The following is a 16,984-nucleotide window of genomic DNA, read 5'->3' as shown; positions in this document are numbered from 1 at the left end:
TCCCCGGAGTACGGGGCGGCGTAGCTTCTGCTCGATTTGAGTGCCGATCCTGACAGAGGGGATCGGCCTCAACAAGTGATTCCGTTGTTGCCTTTTGGTTACGCGACGGAATCTGTCGACCATGTGTCGCGCCGCTGCGGAATTCCACGTACGGAGTGTCAGTGGCGGATGCCAGACTCGCGTGTCATGGAACACATGGACGATCTCCTGGCGCGCACCGAGCGCGGCAAGAAGGTGAAGTATCTGCACTTCTGGGGGCACCGCCCGCGGCCCGACGGCAGCATCGGTGCGAGCTGTCTCAGTCAGTGGTGGCCGGCGCCCTTCACGGTCGACGGGGTGACGTACGCGTCGGCCGAGCACTGGATGATGGCCGCCAAGGCACGGCTCTTCGGCGACGCGGAGTCGGAGACCGAGGCCGTGTCGGCGAAGAGCCCGGCCCAGGCGAAGAAGGTGGGCCGGCTGGTCCGCGGTTTCGACGGGGCGGTGTGGGAGCGCGAGCGGTACGCCCTGGTGGTGGCCGGCAGCGTCCACAAGTTCGGCCACCACCCGGAGCTGCGGGAATTCCTGCTGAGCACCGGGGACAGGGTGCTGGTCGAGGCGAGCCCCATGGACCGGATCTGGGGCATCGGGCTGGCGGCGGACGACCCGCGTGCGGAGAATCCGGCGACCTGGCGGGGGCTGAATCTGCTGGGGTTCGCGCTGATGGACGCGCGGGCGGAGCTGCGCGCGCCATGAGGCGGCCGGGATGCCCGATGGCCGGGCGGGCCGGAGTCCGGCCCGCCCGGCCATCGGGAGGGATACGGCGCCGGTACCCGCAGAGGTCGGGGGCACCGGCGCTCGGCGTCCGCTATCGCGTGACGTCGACGACCAGAGACGTGGAGTACGGGTCGTCGTTGTAGGTGCTGTCGTCGAATTCATCGGCGTGGGTGGCGAACAGCCAGATGAAGAAGCTGATGATCGCCACACCGAAAACGATGCCGATGGATCCCATGATGATCCCGGCGAGCGCCTGACCGCTGTTGGTCGCCTCGCCGCGCTGTACCCGCTTGCGGCCCAGGATGCCGAAGATCAGGGCGAGTGCGCCCAGGATCAGGCTGGGTATCCCGTAGATGCAGAACAGACAGACGGCCAGGATGCCGAGCACCATGGCTGCCGTACCCATGCCGTTGGAAGGCGCGGGCCCGCCCCAGGGTGCCTGGTTGTAGCCGGCGTACCCCGGGTAGCTGCCGTACTGCGGGGCCGGCGCGGCCGGGTAGCCGTACTGCCCCGCGGCCGGCGGGACCTGCTGGCTCGGTCCGTTCGGTGCGATCGGCGGCGGCGGTACCTCTCCGGGGCCGAACCCGGCCCCGGAGTCCTGCACCGGCCCGGTCTGCGCTCCCGCGCCGAACCCGGGTCCCGCGGCCGGCGCGGGGCCGTCCCCCACACCCGGCATCGAGGTGACGGTCGGCTGGTCGTGCACAGCAGGCGGCCGGGGATCGCCGGCCGGTTTCTCCAGCGGCACTCTGCTGTCCGGCGGAGCCCACGGATCGCGCGGCGCGGCCCCGCCCGCGGGCTGCTCTGTGTTGTCTGACATGGGCCTCCCCCATCGTGATCCCGTCATGCTACGGCCCACCACCGCACGGCAGGACCCGGCCTACGATGATCCCCGTCCCCTGCCCGGCCGACCGCGCCCGGCACCCGAACCGTCCCATGCCTCCGGAGTATCCGATGACCGATCTGCACCCCTTCATCGCGGGGCTGCCCAAGGCGGAACTGCATGTCCACCATGTCGGGTCCGCCTCGCCCCGTATCGTCGCCGAGCTGGCCGCGCACCACCCCGACTCCAAGGTCCCCACCGACCCCGAGGCGCTGTCCGACTACTTCACCTTCACGGACTTCAGGCACTTCATCGACGTGTATCTCTCCGTCGTGGACCTGATCCGCACCCCGGAGGACGTCCGGCTGCTGACCTTCGAGGTCGCCCGTGACATGGCCCGGCAGAACATCCGTTACGCGGAGCTGACCGTCACCCCGTTCAGCTCGACCCGGCGCGGCATCCCGGAGCAGGGGTTCATGGAGGCGATAGAGGACGCCCGCAAGGCCGCCGAGGCCGAGCTCGGGGTCGTCCTGCGCTGGTGCTTCGACATTCCCGGCGAGGCCGGGCTCGAAGCAGCCGAGGAGACCACCCGGCTCGCCGTGGACCTGCGGCCCGAGGGGCTCGTCTCGTTCGGGCTCGGCGGCCCGGAGATCGGCGTGGAGCGGCCGCAGTTCAAGCCCTACTTCGACCGGGCGATCGCCGAGGGTCTGCACTCCGTGCCGCACGCCGGGGAGACCACCGGGCCGCAGACCGTCTGGGACGCGCTGACCCATCTGCGCGCCGAGCGCATCGGTCACGGCACCAACTCCGTCCAGGACCCGAAGCTGCTGGCCCACCTCGCCGAGCACCGCATCCCGCTGGAGGTCTGCCCGACCTCGAACATCGCGACCCGCGCGGTGACCGACATCGAGCAGCACCCGGTCAAGGAAATGGTGCAGGCGGGCGTCCTGGTCACGATCAACAGCGACGACCCGCCGATGTTCGGCACGGACCTCAACAACGAGTACGGGGTGGCCGCCCGTCTCCTCGGTCTGGACGAGCGGGGTCTCGCGGCGCTGGCGAAGAACGCGGTCGAGGCGTCGTACCTCGACGTGGCCGGCAAGCGGACGCTGGCCGCCGAGATCGACACGTACACGACGAACTGGCTGGAGCGCACCGGCCGCTGACCCCGGTGGTCACAATGGCCCCATGGTCACCACTGTCACGGCCGTGGCTCACCGCGGCGATCCCTACCGTGTCCGCGAGAACACGCTGCCCTCGATCCGCTCCGCCCTCGAACGGGGGGCGGACGCGGTCGAGATCGATGTGCGGGTCACCCGCGACGGCGTACCGGTCCTGCTGCACGACTCCACGCTGGAGCGGCTGTGGGGCCATGACGTGCGTCTCGACCTGCTGACCCACAAGGAGCTCACCGAGCTGACCGCGGGCGGTGTGCCCGCACTGCGCGAAGCGCTGATCGCCGCCGGGGCGCACCGCGTCATGGTCGATCTGCCCGGCTCCACCGACGACTCGGTACGCAAGATCGTCGGTGTGGTGCGCGAGTGCGGGGCCGGTGAGCGGGCGTACTACTGCGCGGGCCCCGATGCCATGCTGCGGGTGCGCGCCGCCGATCCGAACGCCGAGATCGCCCTGACCTGGACGACCCTCGCGCCGCCGCGCGCCGCACTGCTCGACGCGGTGAGGCCGCGGTGGCTGAACTACCGGTTCGGTCTGGTGGACCGGGAGCTGACGGACCGTCTTCACCAGGACGGACTGCTGGTGTCCGCCTGGACGGCCGACACCAAGCGCACCATGCGCCGCCTCGTCCGGCAGGGAGTCGACTCGATCACCACCAACCGGGTGGACGCTCTGCGCAGTGTCGTCACCAACTCCTGTGCCACCGGCTCCTCTTGATCGGTCCGGCATCATGGACGCGCCGCATCCGCCGTGATGCCAGGCCCGGAGCCAGAGGAGCAGAGACGTGACCGAAGCCCGCACCACCCCTCTCAACGACCGCATCCGTTCCGACGTCGCCCACAACGCGCGGGTCTGGAACTACTGGCTCGGCGGCAAGGACAACCACCCCGTGGACCGCGCGGTCGGCGACCAGGTCAGCGGCCTGTATCCGAGCATCGGCGAAGTGGCGCGCGCCGACCGGGCGTTCCTGGGGCGGGCCGTCCGGTACCTGGCCGGTGACGCGGGGATCGGGCAGTTCCTCGACATAGGCACCGGCCTGCCGACCGCCGACAACACGCACGAGGTCGCCCAGCACACCGCCCCCGACTCCCGCATCGTGTACGTCGACAACGACCCGATCGTGCTGGCGCACGCCCGCACGCTGCTCACCAGCTCACCGGAGGGCAGGGCCGAGTACATCGACGCGGACGCCCACCACCCGGAGCAGATCCTGCGGGCCGTGGAACCGACGCTGGACCTGAAGAAGCCGGTCGCGGTCATGCTGCTCGGCATCCTCAACTTCGTCCTCGACACGGACGAGGCGCAGCGCATCGTCCGGACGCTGATGGCCGCGATGCCGTCCGGCAGCCATCTGGTGCTCACCCACCCCACGCTGGAGCTGGGCGGCGAGGGCAACGAGGCGGCGATGCGGTTCTGGAACGAGAACGCCACCCCGCCGATCACCGCGCGCAGCCGCGCCGAGTTCGCCGCGTTCCTGACGGGGCTCGAACTCGTGGAGCCGGGCATCGTGTCCTGCGCACGCTGGCGCGCCGCCCCGGGCTCCGGCGCGGCCGAGGTCGCCCAGTTCGGCGCAGTGGCGCGGAAGCGCTGACAGCGCGCCCGATGCGGATACGGGACATCGGGGCGAGGGTGCTCGGGGCCGGTCCCCGCGCCGTCGACCTCCTCATCGCTCTGCTGGTACAGGCGGCCATGACCATGCCGTTCGTCGTGCCGCGCGCCCCGGAGCTGCCCGACGCCACGTGGACGGCGTACGGGCTGACGACCCTGATGGTGCTGCCGCTGGTCGCCCGCCGCCGGGCGCCGGTCACGGTCCTCATCGCCGTGCTCGCGGCCGGCGGTCTGTACAAGTTCACGGTCGACGGGCCGGGCCAGCCGCTTCCGTACACCGGCCTCGTGGCGTTCTACACGGTGGCCGAACTCTCCTCGTCGCCGAAGCGGACCGGGATCGCCGCGCTCACGGCACTGGCGGTGCTGTGCTCGGTCGGGCTCGACAGCAACGACATCAGGGAACTGCTCTTCTCCCTCTTCGTGTTCGCCGCGGCCTACGCCTTCGGCCGGCTTGCCGTGACGCGCAAGGCCTATCTGCGTGCGGTGGAGGACCGGGCCCGTCAGCTGGAGCTGACGCACCGCATCGAGGCCGAGCAGGCCGCGGCGCGCGAACGGGCCCGGATCGCCCGGGAGATGCACGACATCCTGTCCCATGCGGTGAGCCTGATGATCGTGCAGGCGGAGGCCGGCCCGGTGGCGGTCCGCACGGCGCCGCAGCGCGCCGAGGCGGCCTTCGACGCGATCTCGGAGACGGGCCGGGACGCCATGGTGCAGCTGCGCCGCATGCTCGGCGTGCTGCGCGAGAACGAGAGCGTGCCGGGTGCGCCGCGCGAACCTCAGCCCGTACTGGACGAATTACCCGGACTGGTCGAGCGGGTACGTGGCAGCGGTCTGGAGATCTCGTACGAGGTCACGGGCCCGGCCCGCCCGATCGGCCTGGCTGTCGAGGCCACCGTCTACCGGATCGTGCAGGAGGCCCTGACGAACGTGGTCAAACATGCCGCCGCCGACATGGTCTCCGTTCAACTGGATTACAGGACGAGGGCGTTGATCATCACGGTCACCGATGACGGGAGCGGTTCCGCGGGCGGCGCCGGCATGGGTCTGATCGGCATCGGGGAACGCGCCGCCGCACACGGCGGCACGGCCGACACCGGCCCGGGCCCGGGCGGCCGGGGGTTCCGGGTCCGAGTGACGATTCCGCAGACGCAGACCCAGACACAGACAGGAGTGGGAAGTTGACGATCCGCGTGGTGGTGGCCGACGACCAGGAGCTGGTGCGCAGCGGCTTCGCGATGATCCTGGACGCGCAGCCGGACATCGAGGTGGTGGCCGAGGCGGGCGACGGGGCCGCGGCGGTCGACGCGGTGCGGCGGCTTGGGCCCGAGGTGGCACTGCTCGACATCCGGATGCCCGGCACGGACGGCATCGAGGCCTGCCGCACCATCAACGCCGAGACCGGCTGCCGAACGGTCATGCTGACCACGTTCGACTCCGACGAGTACGTCTACGAGGCGCTGCACGCGGGCGCGAGCGGTTTCCTGCTCAAGGACGTGCGCCGCGACGACCTGGTGCACGCGGTTCGGGTGGTGGCGGCCGGGGACTCGCTGCTGGCGCCGTCGGTGGCGCGGCGGCTGATCGAGGAGTACACCTCGCGCCCGGCCGCCTCGGCCGTGGGACCGTCGGCGCGCCTGGACGTACTGACCGCCCGGGAGCACGAGACGCTGCTGCATCTGGCCCGCGGGCTGTCGAACGCGGAGATCGCGGCCGCGCTGGTCGTCAGCGAGCACACGGTGAAGACCCATGTCGGCAATGTGCTGTCCAAGCTGGGGCTGCGCGACCGGATCCAGGCGGTGATCTGTGCGTACGAATGCGGTGTCGTGACTCCCTCTCCGGAGGGACAAGCGCCCCCGTCTCCCCCGCACAGGTGAGAGGAGCTCATGCCGAGGACCGCTCGGCCGGGTGATCCGCCGGGGCCTGCGGATCAACAGGATGGAGTCCAGCAGCAGACGGATCCCACACCCAGGAGGCACCGGACATGAACGCCCGCGCTACCCGTACCGTCATCGCCACCGCCCTGGTCCTCGGCATGGCCGCCGTCCCGGCCGGACCGGCGCTCGCGGCAGCCCGTACCCCGGCGACCGCCTCCGCCGTGACCGCGACCGCGACCGCCCAGGAGGCACCGGACGCCGAGGTGTTGCGCGCCGCGATCTCCGGGCTCCCGAGGGACGACGCCACGGCCGCGCTGGTGCGGGTCGCGGGCACCGAGGGGACCTGGCGGGGCAGTTCCGGCGTCCACGACCTGGAGTCCAACCGTCCGGCGGACCGGGACGCCCGCTTCCGGGCCGGCTCGGTCACCAAGGTCTTCACTGCCGCCGTCGCGCTCCAGTTGGCAGGCGAGGGGAAGCTCGACCTGAACCGCCCGGCCCGGCACTATCTGCCGGAGCTGATCCCTGCGACGTACCAGAAGGTCACGGTGCGCCAGCTGCTGAACCACACCAGCGGCATCCCGTCCGTAGGCTCCGGCGGCGACACCCTGGACGAGTCGTACGCGCACCGCTTCGACCTGCACGACGCGGCGGACACGGTACGCGAAGCCACGTCCCACGAGCCGGACTTCGCGCCCGGTACGCAGCAGCACTACGCCAACATCGGCTACACCGTGGCGGGCCTGCTGATCGAGAAGGTCACCGGCCACACCTACGCGGGGGAGGTCTCCCGCCGCATCCTGAAGCCTCTGCACCTGAAGGACACGTACTTCCCCGGCACCGACCCGACGATCCGCGGCCCGTACAACCACGGCTACCAGATCTTCACCGGGACCGGCGAGCTGCGCGATGTGTCGGTGTGGGGGGCGACGGACGCCTGGGCGGCGGGTGACCTGATCTCCACCACCGCCGACCTGGAGCACTTCACCGGGGCGCTGTTCCGCGGGCAGGTGGTGCGCGGTCCGCTGCTGGAGGAGATGTTCACACTGCCCGGCGCGTCGGTGCGCGAGTACGGCACGGGCGGCCCTGCCGCGTACAGCGTGGGTCTGTCGGTGATGAAGCTGGGCGGGCGCGAGGTCTGGGGAAAGACGGGTGGCCGCTGGGGCTACAACACGGCCATTGCGGCCACCCGTGATCTCTCCCGGACCCTCGTCTACAGCGTCAACGCGACGGACGCGAAGGGTGAGGGCATGAATCCCACGGCGATGAACATCGTGGTGGCCGCCTTCGGCGCCCCGTCGTCCGGGTGACTCAGACCGCCGGTGCGGCCGTCGGGGCGGGCACCTGCTGCGGTGTCCGCTCCATGGCCTCCAGCCGCTTGATCATGCGGCGTACGACGAGCAGCGGGATCACCCCGAAGACCCCGAACGACATGTCGATGACCGACCACCAGAAGGGGATGCCCCGGATCGGTCCGCAGATCAGGGCGAGCGGAATGATCCCGGCGCAGGCGATCATGCCGAACTCGATGACCCAGATGTTGCGGACCGGGTCGCGGTAGGGGCCGTAGAAGGCGACCGCGATGACGAGGTGCGCGAAGGCCAGCCAGTCGGTGCCGTACAGCACGAAGGGGTACTTCGCGTCCGCCTCGTCGAGACCGGTGCGGACCCGGGTGATCCACTCCATCAGGGCCGGGAAGTGTTCGGGTACCGGAGAGGCCGAGGACTTCAGCAGGTCCTCGGCCCAGTGGAGTTCGTGGACGAGCGGGAAGGCGGTCAGCCCGCTCAGCGCCAGACAGACGATAAAGACGACCAACCACACGCGTATGCGCCTCAGCAGGGCTCTTCGCTCGCTCATGGCCGCAGCGTACGCCCGTATTTACCGGCTCTTTACACCACCCCGGGTACGGCTCACAGGCCGACGACGGCGTTCCACTTCTTGGCGAACTCGGTGCGCTCCTCGGACGTGATGTCGCGGGCGATCGCCAGCCGTCGGCGCATCGCGTCGTCGGGGAAGATCAGCGGATCCTCGGCGAGCGCAGCGGTCTCCTCGTCCTTGGAGGAGGCCAGCACCTCGCGGGCGGCCGGGACGGGGCAGACGTAGTTGACCCAGGTCGCCAGCTCCGCGGCCACCTCCGGCTCGTAGTAGTAGTCGATGAGCTTCTCGGCGTTGCGCTTGTGGCGGGCGAGGTTGGGGATCATGAGCGATTCCGCCCAGAGCTCGGCGCCCTCCTCGGGCACCACGAACTCGATCTCCGGGTTGTCGGCCTGGAGCTGGATGACGTCGCCGGAGTAGGCCTGGCAGGCGAGCACATCGCCGGTCGACAGGTCCTTGATGTAGTCGTTGCCGGTGAAGCGGCGGATATGCCTCGTCTTCACCAGCTTCTCCACCTGGTCGCACACCTCGTAGAAGTCGTCCCGCTTCCAGCGGGTGACGTCGACGCCGTTGCCCTGCATCAGAAGGGCGAAGGACTCGTCGAGCCCGGACAGCAGCGTCACCTTGCCGCGCAGGTCGTCCGCCCACAGATCGCTCAGGTGCTTGATCTCGCGGCCGAGCTTCTTGCGGTTGTACGCGATGCCGGTGATCCCGGACTGCCAGGGGACGCTGTGCATCCGGCCCTTGTCGAATGCGGGAGAACTCAGCTGCGGATCCAGGTACTTGGCGACGTTGGGCTGCTCGGCCCGGTCCATCTCCTGCACCCAGCCGAGCCGTACGAACCGGGCGGCCATCCAGTCGCTGATGACGATCAGGTCCCGGCCGGTCTCCTGGTGGTTCATCAGGGCCGGGCTGATCTTCCCGAAGAACTCGTCGTTGTCGTTGATCTCCTCGGTGTATGTGACCGAGATCCCGGTGCGCCTGCTGAACTCGTCGAGGGTGGGCCGCTTCGACGTGTCCTCGTCGTCGGTGTCGATGTAGAGGGGCCAGTTCGCGAAGTGCAGGGAGTGGTCGCGCGCGGAGGTGTCGCGTCCGGCGCGGTCGCCGGGCTCCACATAGGCGGCGGGCACTCCGCAGCCGGCCAGCGTGACACCGGCCGCTGTGGCCCCGAAGGCGCGCAGCAGGGACCGGCGGGACATGGGGTTCTTCGGGGTTGCTCGCACCTGCGCAGGATGCCGGTCGGGCGACGGCGCGGGCAATGGACCAACCGTCCAGCGGCACACGCCCCGTCCGCACACCCTGTCGATGCCGTTCCGTTCCCTTGGTACGCAAACGGCCCCGGGCTGATGCCCGGGGCCGCGCACGCGAGCTGACGAAGGGTCAGCCGTCGAGCGAGGTCATGACGTGCTTGATGCGGGTGTAGTCCTCGAAGCCGTACGCGGAGAGGTCCTTGCCGTAGCCGGACTTCTTGAATCCGCCGTGCGGCATCTCGGCGACCAGCGGAATGTGGGTGTTGATCCACACACAGCCGAAGTCGAGGTTCTTGGACATCCGCATGGCGCGGGAGTGGTCCTTGGTCCACACCGAGGAAGCCAGGGCGTACTCGACACCGTTGGCGTACTCCAGTGCCTGGGCCTCGTCCGTGAACTTCTGGACGGTGATGACCGGGCCGAAGACCTCGTTCTGGATGATCTCGTCGTCCTGCTGGAGGCCGGAGACGACGGTCGGGGCGTAGAAGTAGCCCTTCTCGCCGACCCGGTGGCCGCCCGCCTCGACCTTTGCGTGGGCGGGGAGCCTCTCGATGAAGCCGCTGACCTGCTTGAGCTGGTTGGCGTTGTTGAGCGGGCCGTACAGCACGTCCTCGTCGTCCGGCTGCCCCGTCTTCGTGTCGGCGGCGGCCTTGGCCAGGGCGGTGACGAACTCGTCGTGGATGGACTCGTGGACCAGGACGCGGGTCGCGGCCGTACAGTCCTGGCCCGCGTTGAAGAAGCCCGCGACGGAGATGCCCTCGACCGCGTTGGCGATGTCGGTGTCCTCGAACACGACGACCGGGGCCTTGCCGCCGAGCTCCAGGTGGACCCGCTTGACATCCTTGGCGGCGGACTCGGCGACCTGCATGCCGGCCCGTACCGAACCGGTGATGGAGGCCATCGCCGGGGTCGGGTGCTCGACCATCGCGCGGCCGGTGTCGCGGTCGCCGCAGATGACGTTGAAAACGCCCTTGGGAAGGATCTGGCCGATGATCTCAGCGATCAGCACGGTCGACGCCGGGGTGGTGTCGGACGGCTTGATGACGACGGTGTTGCCCGCGGCGAGCGCCGGGGCGAACTTCCAGACGGCCATCATCATCGGGTAGTTCCACGGCGCGACCTGCGCGCAGACGCCGACCGGCTCGCGGCGGACGATGGAGGTCAGGCCCTCCATGTACTCGCCGGCCGAGCGGCCTTCGAGCATCCGCGCCGCACCCGCGAAGAAGCGGATCTGGTCCACCATCGGCGGGATCTCTTCGGTACGGGTGAGCCCGATCGGCTTGCCGGTGTTCTCCGACTCGGCTGCGATGAGGTCCTCCGCGCGCTCCTCGAAGGCGTCCGCGATCTTCAGCAGGGCCTTCTGGCGCTCGGCGGGCGTGGCGTCGCGCCAGGCGGGGAAAGCGGCCGCGGCGGCGTCCATCGCGGCATCGACATCGGCCTGGCCGGAGAGCGGCGAGGTCGCGTAGACCTCTTCCGTCGCCGGGTTGACCACGTCGATGGTCCGCCCGTCAGCGGCGTCCCGGAACTCTCCGTTGATGTAGTTGCGCAGACGGCGCACCTCGGTGGTCACAACCACCCCTCCTGTCGACACGTCCAATGGATGAGATGGCCAGCCTAGTCGCTCAGGTATCGCTTTCGACATGCCCAACCGCCGCGAACTTCGGATTCAGTGAGATCCAGACCCTCAAACAACGAATTTCATCGCTTTGGGGTTGCCAGACCGACGAGTCCCGGTGCACAGTGGATCCGTGGCCAGTCGCAGCGCAGACTCCAGGACCGGGAACGGATCGTCCCCAACGGTCGATGCCGTGTCCCTCGCAATCATCGAGCAGCTCCAGGAGGACGGGCGTCGTCCGTACGCCGCGATCGGCAAGGCCGTCGGCCTCTCCGAGGCGGCCGTGCGACAGCGCGTCCAGAAACTGCTCGACCAGGGCGTGATGCAGATCGTCGCCGTCACGGACCCGCTCACCGTGGGATTCCGGCGGCAGGCGATGGTCGGCATCAATGTCGACGGCGACCTCGATCCCGTCGCCGAGGCGCTGTCGGCCATGGCCGAGTGCGAGTACGTGGTGATGACCGCGGGCTCCTTCGACCTGATGGTGGAAATCGTCTGCGAGGACGACGACCACCTGCTGGAAACCATCAACAAACGCATCCGGGCCATCCCCGGTGTGCGCTCCACCGAGAGCTTTGTGTACCTGAAGCTCAAGAAGCAGACCTATATGTGGGGAACCCGATAGCCGTGAGCAAGGACCTCAGCCGAACCGCGTACGACCACCTGTGGATGCATTTCACCCGCATGTCGGACTACGAGAACGCGCCCGTTCCCACCATCGTGCGTGGCGAGGGCACCTACATCTACGACGACCAGGGCAAGCGCTACCTCGACGGCCTGTCCGGCCTGTTCGTGGTCAACGCCGGTCACGGCCGTCACGAGCTCGCCGAGGCGGCGTACAAGCAGGGCCAGGAGCTGGGCTTCTTCCCGGTCTGGTCCTACGCCCACCCGAAGGCCGTCGAGCTGGCCGAGCGGCTCGCCGACTACGCGCCGGGCGACCTCAACAAGGTCTTCTTCACCACCGGTGGCGGCGAGGCCGTGGAGACCGCCTGGAAGCTGGCCAAGCAGTACTTCAAGCTCCAGGGCAAGCCGACCAAGTACAAGGTCATCTCGCGTGCGGTCGCCTACCACGGCACCCCTCAGGGCGCCCTGTCGATCACCGGCCTGCCGGCGCTGAAGGCACCCTTCGAGCCGCTGGTCCCCGGCGCGCACAAGGTGCCGAACACCAACATCTACCGCGCCCCGATCCACGGCGACGACCCGGAGGCCTTCGGCCGCTGGGCCGCCGACCAGATCGAGCAGGAGATCCTCTTCGAGGGCGCGGACACCGTCGCCGCGGTCTTCCTGGAGCCGGTGCAGAACGCCGGTGGCTGCTTCCCGCCGCCGCCCGGATACTTCCAGCGCGTGCGCGAGATCTGCGACAAGTACGACGTGCTGCTCGTCTCCGACGAGGTCATCTGCGCCTTCGGCCGTCTCGGCACGATGTTCGCCTGCGACAAGTTCGGCTACGTGCCGGACATGATCACCTGCGCCAAGGGCATGACCTCGGGCTACTCCCCGATCGGTGCCTGCATCGTCTCGGACCGTGTCGCCGCGCCGTTCTACGAGGGTGACAACACCTTCCTGCACGGCTACACCTTCGGTGGTCACCCGGTATCCGCGGCGGTCGGCCTCGCCAACCTCGACATCTTCGAGCGCGAGGGCCTCAACCAGCACGTCCTGGACAACGAGGGCGCGTTCTTCAAGACGCTGCAGAAGCTGCACGACCTGCCGATCGTCGGCGACGTCCGCGGCAACGGCTTCTTCTACGGCATCGAGCTGGTGAAGGACAAGGCCACCAAGGAGACCTTCACCGACGAGGAGACCGAGCGCGTCCTGTACGGCTTCCTCTCCAAGGCGCTGTACGACAACGGTCTGTACTGCCGGGCCGACGACCGCGGCGACCCGGTCGTCCAGCTCGCGCCGCCGCTGATCTCCGACCAGTCGACGTTCGACGAGATCGAGGGCATCCTGCGCACCGTCCTCACGGAGGCGTGGACCAAGCTCTGACCGGCGGTCCGACCGGCTGACCGACCACGGATCGGGCAGCCGGTCGCCCCTGTCCGCCCGCCGGCCCGACGGGCCGGGATCCGTCCGGCCGTGATCCGCCGGACGGCCCTGCGGCTCGACCGCCGCTCGACCGGCTTCCAGCGGTCATCTCATACGGTCCACACGGCCCGGATGCGCCCATTCGAGTGGGATGGAGCGCACCCGGGCCGTGTGCTGTGTCCACACCGCGGTTCGAATCCTTACGGTGCCGAGTGACCGATCGGCCCCCCCTTCGTTCCCCCGTAAGGGGGACGGGACATACGATCTGAACCGAGGTGTACGCCATGGTGGCCCCGCCCGACAACGACGTGATCTGGGCGCATTCCCTGCACCACTCCCACAACGGCTCACCCGCGCTCGGCGGAGTCTCGATGGGTGTCCACGACGGCGAGATCCTCGCCGTGACCGGCCCCAGGGGCAGCGGCAAGACGACCCTGCTGCACTGCCTCTCCGGTCAACTGGTGCCCCAGCAGGGCGAGGTGTGGTTCAACAGCGTCCCCGTCCACACCATGGGACCCCGGCTGCGTGAACGGCTGCGCCGCGACAAGTTCGGCTGGATCGCCCCCGAGCCCCAGCTCGTACCGGAGCTGAACACCTGGGAGAACGTGGCTCTTCCGCTGCTGCTGCGCGGCGCCTCGCACCGGGAGGCGAAGAAGGCCGGCCTGGAGTGGCTGGAGCGGCTCGACATCGGCGTGTGCGCCAAGAAACGACCGCACATGCTGCTCCAGGGGCAGCGCCAGCGGATCGCCGTGGCCCGCGCGCTGGCCGCCTCACCCTCGGTGATCTTCGCCGACGAGCCGACCGCGACCCTGCACCGCACCGACCGGACGCATGTGCTGCGCACCCTCACCAGCGCGGCCCGCTCGCACGGCATCACGATCGTGCTCGCCACCCATGACGCGGAGGTCGCAGCCCTCGCCGACCGTACGGTCCCGCTGCTGGACGGCCGCCGCGTCGCCACCGTCGCCCTGCCCGCCGTATCCGATACGGAAGGCCACGCGGCGTGCTCGCTCTCCGTCTAGCCCGGGGTTCCCATCCGCTGGTCCTGATGCGGCGGCTGCTGGTCGCGGCCGCCTCCGCCGGGGTCGGCTTCCTGCTGCTGTGCACCCTGGGGTACGCGTCAACGCATCCGGCATACTCGACCGCCGCCGTGCTGCGGCTGCTGTGGTGCTTCGTACCGCTGGCCGCCACCGTGCAGTTCGCGGTCGCGGTGGCCCGTACGGACCCGAGCACCCGGCCGCGCTCCGGACTGTCCGCCGTGGGCCTCGGACCGGTCGGGCTCACCGTGCTCGCCGCGGTCTCCACAGCCGTCTCCTGCACCCTCGGGTCGATGGTGGCGCTGCTGTTCTTCCTGCATCTGCGCGGCGATCTGTCCGGGCTGCCGTTCGACGGCGCGGCGGCCGGGCTGCTCGACGCGGGCGCCCCGCTGCCGCTCGCGGCCGTGCTCGTGCTGCTGGCCCTGGTCCCGGTGGCCGCGGCGACGGCGAGCGGGCTGGTGCTGCGTACCCGGCCGGTCTCGACGGCGGTCCCGGACGACGACTCTTCGGATGACCTGCCGGAGGACGTGCCGCCCGCTCCGGCGGCGCCCCCCACCGGGCTGCCGTGGGGCGTGGCGCTGACCGCGGCCGGCCTCGCCGTCGAGGCATACATGAGCCGCGGCGACGGGCGCAGCCTGCTCCCGCTCCCCGGCAGGCTCGACGCCACCCCGGCCGGAGTGCTCGCGGGGTGGACCCTGACGGCGATCGGCCTGGCCATGGCCGGCCCCGGCCTGGCGTATCTCTGCGGGCGGATGCTGCAGGCGGTGCGCCCCGGCGCCGTACGGCTGTTGGCCGGCCGGGTGCTGATGGACGAGGCACGCCGGATCGGCGGGCCGCTCGGTGTGGTCTGCGCGGTGGTCTCCGCGATGACCGCCGCCTATGCGCTGTACGGGACGGGGCCTCGCCCCCTCGGCCCGCTCACGGCACTGGGCGCGGTGCTCGTCCTCGGCTGTACGTCGGCGACGCTGCTGACCTCGGCGCTGGAGGCGAAGCAGGACCGCACCCGGACGGCGCAGGCGCTGATGCGGCTGGGTGCCCCGGCCTCGGCGCTGTGGGCCGCGACGGCCCTGCGCGCCGCCGCGCTGCTGGTCGTCTTCACCCCGCTGACCTGGCTGATCGCCGAGCTGGCGGCGCTGCCGCTGACGGCCTGAGGACACCGCGTCCCGGGCACGTCCGTGTACCTCGGCCGCTACGTAGCATGACAACGTGGACAACCCGGACGACAGCAGTCCCGTACCCGGCCCCGAGATCGAATCGCTCGCCGAATTCGACGCGGCGGTCGCCTCCGGGAGGCTGGCCGGACACCGGATCCAGTCCGTCGACCTGTCGGACCGGGGCGCCGCCCTGCTGACCGCCGATACGGCCGGTGCCGTCTTTCTCGGCTGCCGGATGGAGCCCCAAGCGGCGGCGAAGGTGCGGGCCGACGGTGCGTTCGTCTTCCCGCCGGTGCCCGGGCTGCCCTTCGATCCGTACCGCGGCCTGCTCTACTCCCCCGACGCGCTCTACGAAGGGCTGACGCACGGCGGCTACGCGGCGACGCCCGATGCCCGCGCGTACCGCTGGTTCCAGGAGACCCGGGCGAGCGGCGACACGTTCGCGTCGATGCTGCGCGCGCTCCACGACGACGCGGTCTCCGACGCGCTGGACGAACACCTCGCCGGCGCCCGCGTCGTCGGGGTGATGGGCGGCCACGCCACGGCCCGCGGCAGCACGGAGTACGCCGCCGCGGCCCGGCTGGGCCGGACCCTGGCCCGAAGCGGCCTCACGGTGGCCACCGGCGGCGGGCCGGGCGCGATGGAGGCCGCGAATCTCGGGGCGTACGCGGCGCCGCACCCCGGTCCGATGCTGGACAAGGCCTGCGCCCTCCTGGCCGCCACCCCCTTGTTCACCCCGTCGGTCACCGACTGGGCGCTGGCCGCCTTCGCCGTACGGGAGCGCTGGCCGGGCGGCGGCGGGTCGGTCTCGATCCCCACCTGGTTCTACGGACATGAGCCGCCGAACCCGTTCGCGGACCACATCGCCAAGTATTTCGCCAACGCGCTGCGCGAGGACGGACTGCTCGCCCGCTCCACGGCGGGCGTGATCTTCCTGCCGGGCGCGGCCGGCACCGTACAGGAAATCTTCGACAACGCGACGCCGAACTACTACGGCTCCCGCGGCAGGCCGACCCCGATGGTGCTGGTCGGCCGCGCCCACTGGACACGGGAGCTGCCCGCGTGGCCACTGCTGCGCGCGCTGGCCGGCAGCCGGCCGATGGAGTCCCGTATCGCGCTCGTCGACACGGTGGACGAGGCGCCCGAGGCACTCGCCCGGCTGTCCGTCTGAGCGACGGTGCGGTTCAGATCGCCGCGAGCCGGTTGACCAGCGCGTCGAAGAATGCCTCCCAGCCGTCCTCGGCCGCCGCGTACTGCTCGGCCGTGAGGTTGCCGCCGCGCTGCCTGAAGACCATTTCGGTGGTCTTGTCGCCGCGGTCGGTCAAGGTGACGGTGACGGTCTCGCCCTCGATGTCGGCGGGCGCGGTGGCGTCCTTCAGCGTGAACACCAGCCGCTCGGGGGCGACGACCTCGCGGTAGACCCCGTGGAACGGCATCTCGGTGCCCGGCACCACGATGACCAGGCTCCAGGCGCCGCCCGGCCTGACATCCATCGACACCCGGTCGAGCGGCACCTCGGCGTCCCCGCCGTACCAGGCGGCGAAGTGCTCGGGCGTCGTCCAGGCCTCGAAGACCTGTTTCCGCGGGGCGTCGAGGATGCGGGTGATGTCGATGCCCTCGCGTGCTGACTCAGTCATTGTTCCCGTCCTTCTCGGAGTCGTTTCGGATCTGCCGCATGTCCTCCCCCAGCTTGCACGGACACCACGGCGCCGACCTGCCGCGGGTGATCGGTCCGGCCCGCTCCGGCAGTTTCGGATGCCGGGAAACAGCGGGCAGGATCGTCCCGAACAGCTCGGC

Annotated in this window: 17 protein-coding genes; 12 read left to right on the top strand and 5 right to left on the bottom strand. The window is 70.2% G+C overall.

Features of this window, described 5'->3' with window-relative positions; all coding sequences use genetic code 11:
- Positions 1-195: 195 nt before the first annotated feature.
- Positions 196-735 carry an NADAR family protein gene (locus tag ACGFU7_RS20575; protein ID WP_393697459.1) on the top strand — a complete coding sequence of 180 codons (540 nt, stop codon included), beginning with the start codon at positions 196-198 and terminating at the stop codon, positions 733-735.
- A 112-nt stretch (positions 736-847) separates the two neighbouring features.
- Here ACGFU7_RS20575 and ACGFU7_RS20570 read toward each other — a convergent pair whose 3' ends face one another.
- Complete coding sequence (locus tag ACGFU7_RS20570) at positions 848-1,573, bottom strand: DUF4190 domain-containing protein (RefSeq protein WP_393697425.1); 726 nt, start codon at positions 1,571-1,573, stop codon at positions 848-850.
- A 134-nt stretch (positions 1,574-1,707) separates the two neighbouring features.
- On the opposite strand from ACGFU7_RS20570, the gene ACGFU7_RS20565 reads away from it, so the two are divergent.
- The 6 genes from ACGFU7_RS20565 (at position 1,708) to ACGFU7_RS20540 (ending at position 7,538) form a co-directional block, all read left to right on the top strand.
- Entirely contained in the window at positions 1,708-2,742 is a 1,035-nt protein-coding gene (locus ACGFU7_RS20565) for an adenosine deaminase (RefSeq protein WP_393697424.1), read from the top strand.
- Positions 2,743-2,764: 22 nt separating this feature from the next.
- Positions 2,765-3,469, top strand: coding sequence for a glycerophosphodiester phosphodiesterase (locus ACGFU7_RS20560; protein ID WP_393697423.1), 705 nt, complete (start codon positions 2,765-2,767; stop codon positions 3,467-3,469).
- Positions 3,470-3,536: 67 nt separating this feature from the next.
- Positions 3,537-4,343 carry an SAM-dependent methyltransferase gene (locus ACGFU7_RS20555; RefSeq protein WP_393697422.1) on the top strand — a complete coding sequence of 269 codons (807 nt, stop codon included), beginning with the start codon at positions 3,537-3,539 and terminating at the stop codon, positions 4,341-4,343.
- Between the two features lie 11 nt (positions 4,344-4,354).
- On the top strand, positions 4,355-5,542 hold the full coding sequence (locus ACGFU7_RS20550) for a sensor histidine kinase (RefSeq protein WP_393697421.1): 1,188 nt from the start codon (positions 4,355-4,357) through the stop codon (positions 5,540-5,542).
- Positions 5,539-6,231: a response regulator transcription factor gene (locus ACGFU7_RS20545; RefSeq protein ID WP_266357456.1), complete on the top strand. Its 693-nt coding sequence runs from the start codon at positions 5,539-5,541 to the stop codon at positions 6,229-6,231. Before ACGFU7_RS20550 ends, ACGFU7_RS20545 begins: the two co-directional genes overlap by 4 nt.
- Positions 6,232-6,338: 107 nt before the next feature.
- A complete protein-coding gene (locus tag ACGFU7_RS20540) occupies positions 6,339-7,538 on the top strand; it encodes a serine hydrolase domain-containing protein (protein WP_393697420.1) in 1,200 nt (399 codons plus the stop codon).
- 1 nt (position 7,539) lies between these two features.
- Here the strand turns inward: ACGFU7_RS20540 and ACGFU7_RS20535 are convergent, their stop codons facing one another.
- The 3 genes from ACGFU7_RS20535 to ACGFU7_RS20525 form a co-directional block, all read right to left on the bottom strand.
- Positions 7,540-8,085 (bottom strand): hypothetical protein, encoded by a 546-nt coding sequence (locus ACGFU7_RS20535; RefSeq protein ID WP_393697419.1) that lies wholly within the window; start codon positions 8,083-8,085, stop codon positions 7,540-7,542.
- Positions 8,086-8,138: 53 nt separating this feature from the next.
- A complete protein-coding gene (locus ACGFU7_RS20530) occupies positions 8,139-9,302 on the bottom strand; it encodes a PotD/PotF family extracellular solute-binding protein (protein ID WP_393697458.1) in 1,164 nt (387 codons plus the stop codon).
- A gap of 181 nt (positions 9,303-9,483) precedes the next feature.
- Positions 9,484-10,923: a gamma-aminobutyraldehyde dehydrogenase gene (locus tag ACGFU7_RS20525; RefSeq protein ID WP_393697418.1), complete on the bottom strand. Its 1,440-nt coding sequence runs from the start codon at positions 10,921-10,923 to the stop codon at positions 9,484-9,486.
- A gap of 163 nt (positions 10,924-11,086) precedes the next feature.
- Here ACGFU7_RS20525 and ACGFU7_RS20520 point away from each other — a divergent pair, with 163 nt between their 5' ends.
- The 5 genes from ACGFU7_RS20520 (at position 11,087) to ACGFU7_RS20500 (ending at position 16,358) form a co-directional block, all read left to right on the top strand.
- Entirely contained in the window at positions 11,087-11,593 is a 507-nt protein-coding gene (locus ACGFU7_RS20520; protein WP_393697417.1) for an Lrp/AsnC family transcriptional regulator, read from the top strand.
- Complete coding sequence (locus tag ACGFU7_RS20515) at positions 11,578-12,957, top strand: aspartate aminotransferase family protein (protein ID WP_393697416.1); 1,380 nt, start codon at positions 11,578-11,580, stop codon at positions 12,955-12,957. The genes ACGFU7_RS20520 and ACGFU7_RS20515 overlap by 16 nt, the downstream gene beginning before the upstream one ends.
- Positions 12,958-13,280: 323 nt before the next feature.
- Entirely contained in the window at positions 13,281-14,018 is a 738-nt protein-coding gene (locus ACGFU7_RS20510; RefSeq protein ID WP_393697415.1) for an ABC transporter ATP-binding protein, read from the top strand.
- The gene (locus ACGFU7_RS20505; protein ID WP_393697414.1) at positions 14,000-15,184 is read left to right on the top strand and encodes a hypothetical protein; all 1,185 of its coding nucleotides are present in this window, start codon (positions 14,000-14,002) and stop codon (positions 15,182-15,184) included. Before ACGFU7_RS20510 ends, ACGFU7_RS20505 begins: the two co-directional genes overlap by 19 nt.
- A gap of 55 nt (positions 15,185-15,239) precedes the next feature.
- Positions 15,240-16,358 carry an LOG family protein gene (locus tag ACGFU7_RS20500; protein WP_393697413.1) on the top strand — a complete coding sequence of 373 codons (1,119 nt, stop codon included), beginning with the start codon at positions 15,240-15,242 and terminating at the stop codon, positions 16,356-16,358.
- A gap of 13 nt (positions 16,359-16,371) precedes the next feature.
- On the opposite strand, the gene ACGFU7_RS20495 is transcribed toward ACGFU7_RS20500, so the two are convergent.
- Positions 16,372-16,824, bottom strand: a complete 453-nt coding sequence (locus ACGFU7_RS20495) for an SRPBCC domain-containing protein (RefSeq protein ID WP_393697412.1) — start codon at positions 16,822-16,824, stop codon at positions 16,372-16,374.
- Positions 16,825-16,984: the final 160 nt, after the last annotated feature.

The organism is Streptomyces sp. NPDC048473 (assembly GCF_043200155.1).
Taxonomy (GTDB): domain Bacteria; phylum Actinomycetota; class Actinomycetes; order Streptomycetales; family Streptomycetaceae; genus Streptomyces.
This window is presented reverse-complemented; position numbering and strand designations above follow the sequence as displayed.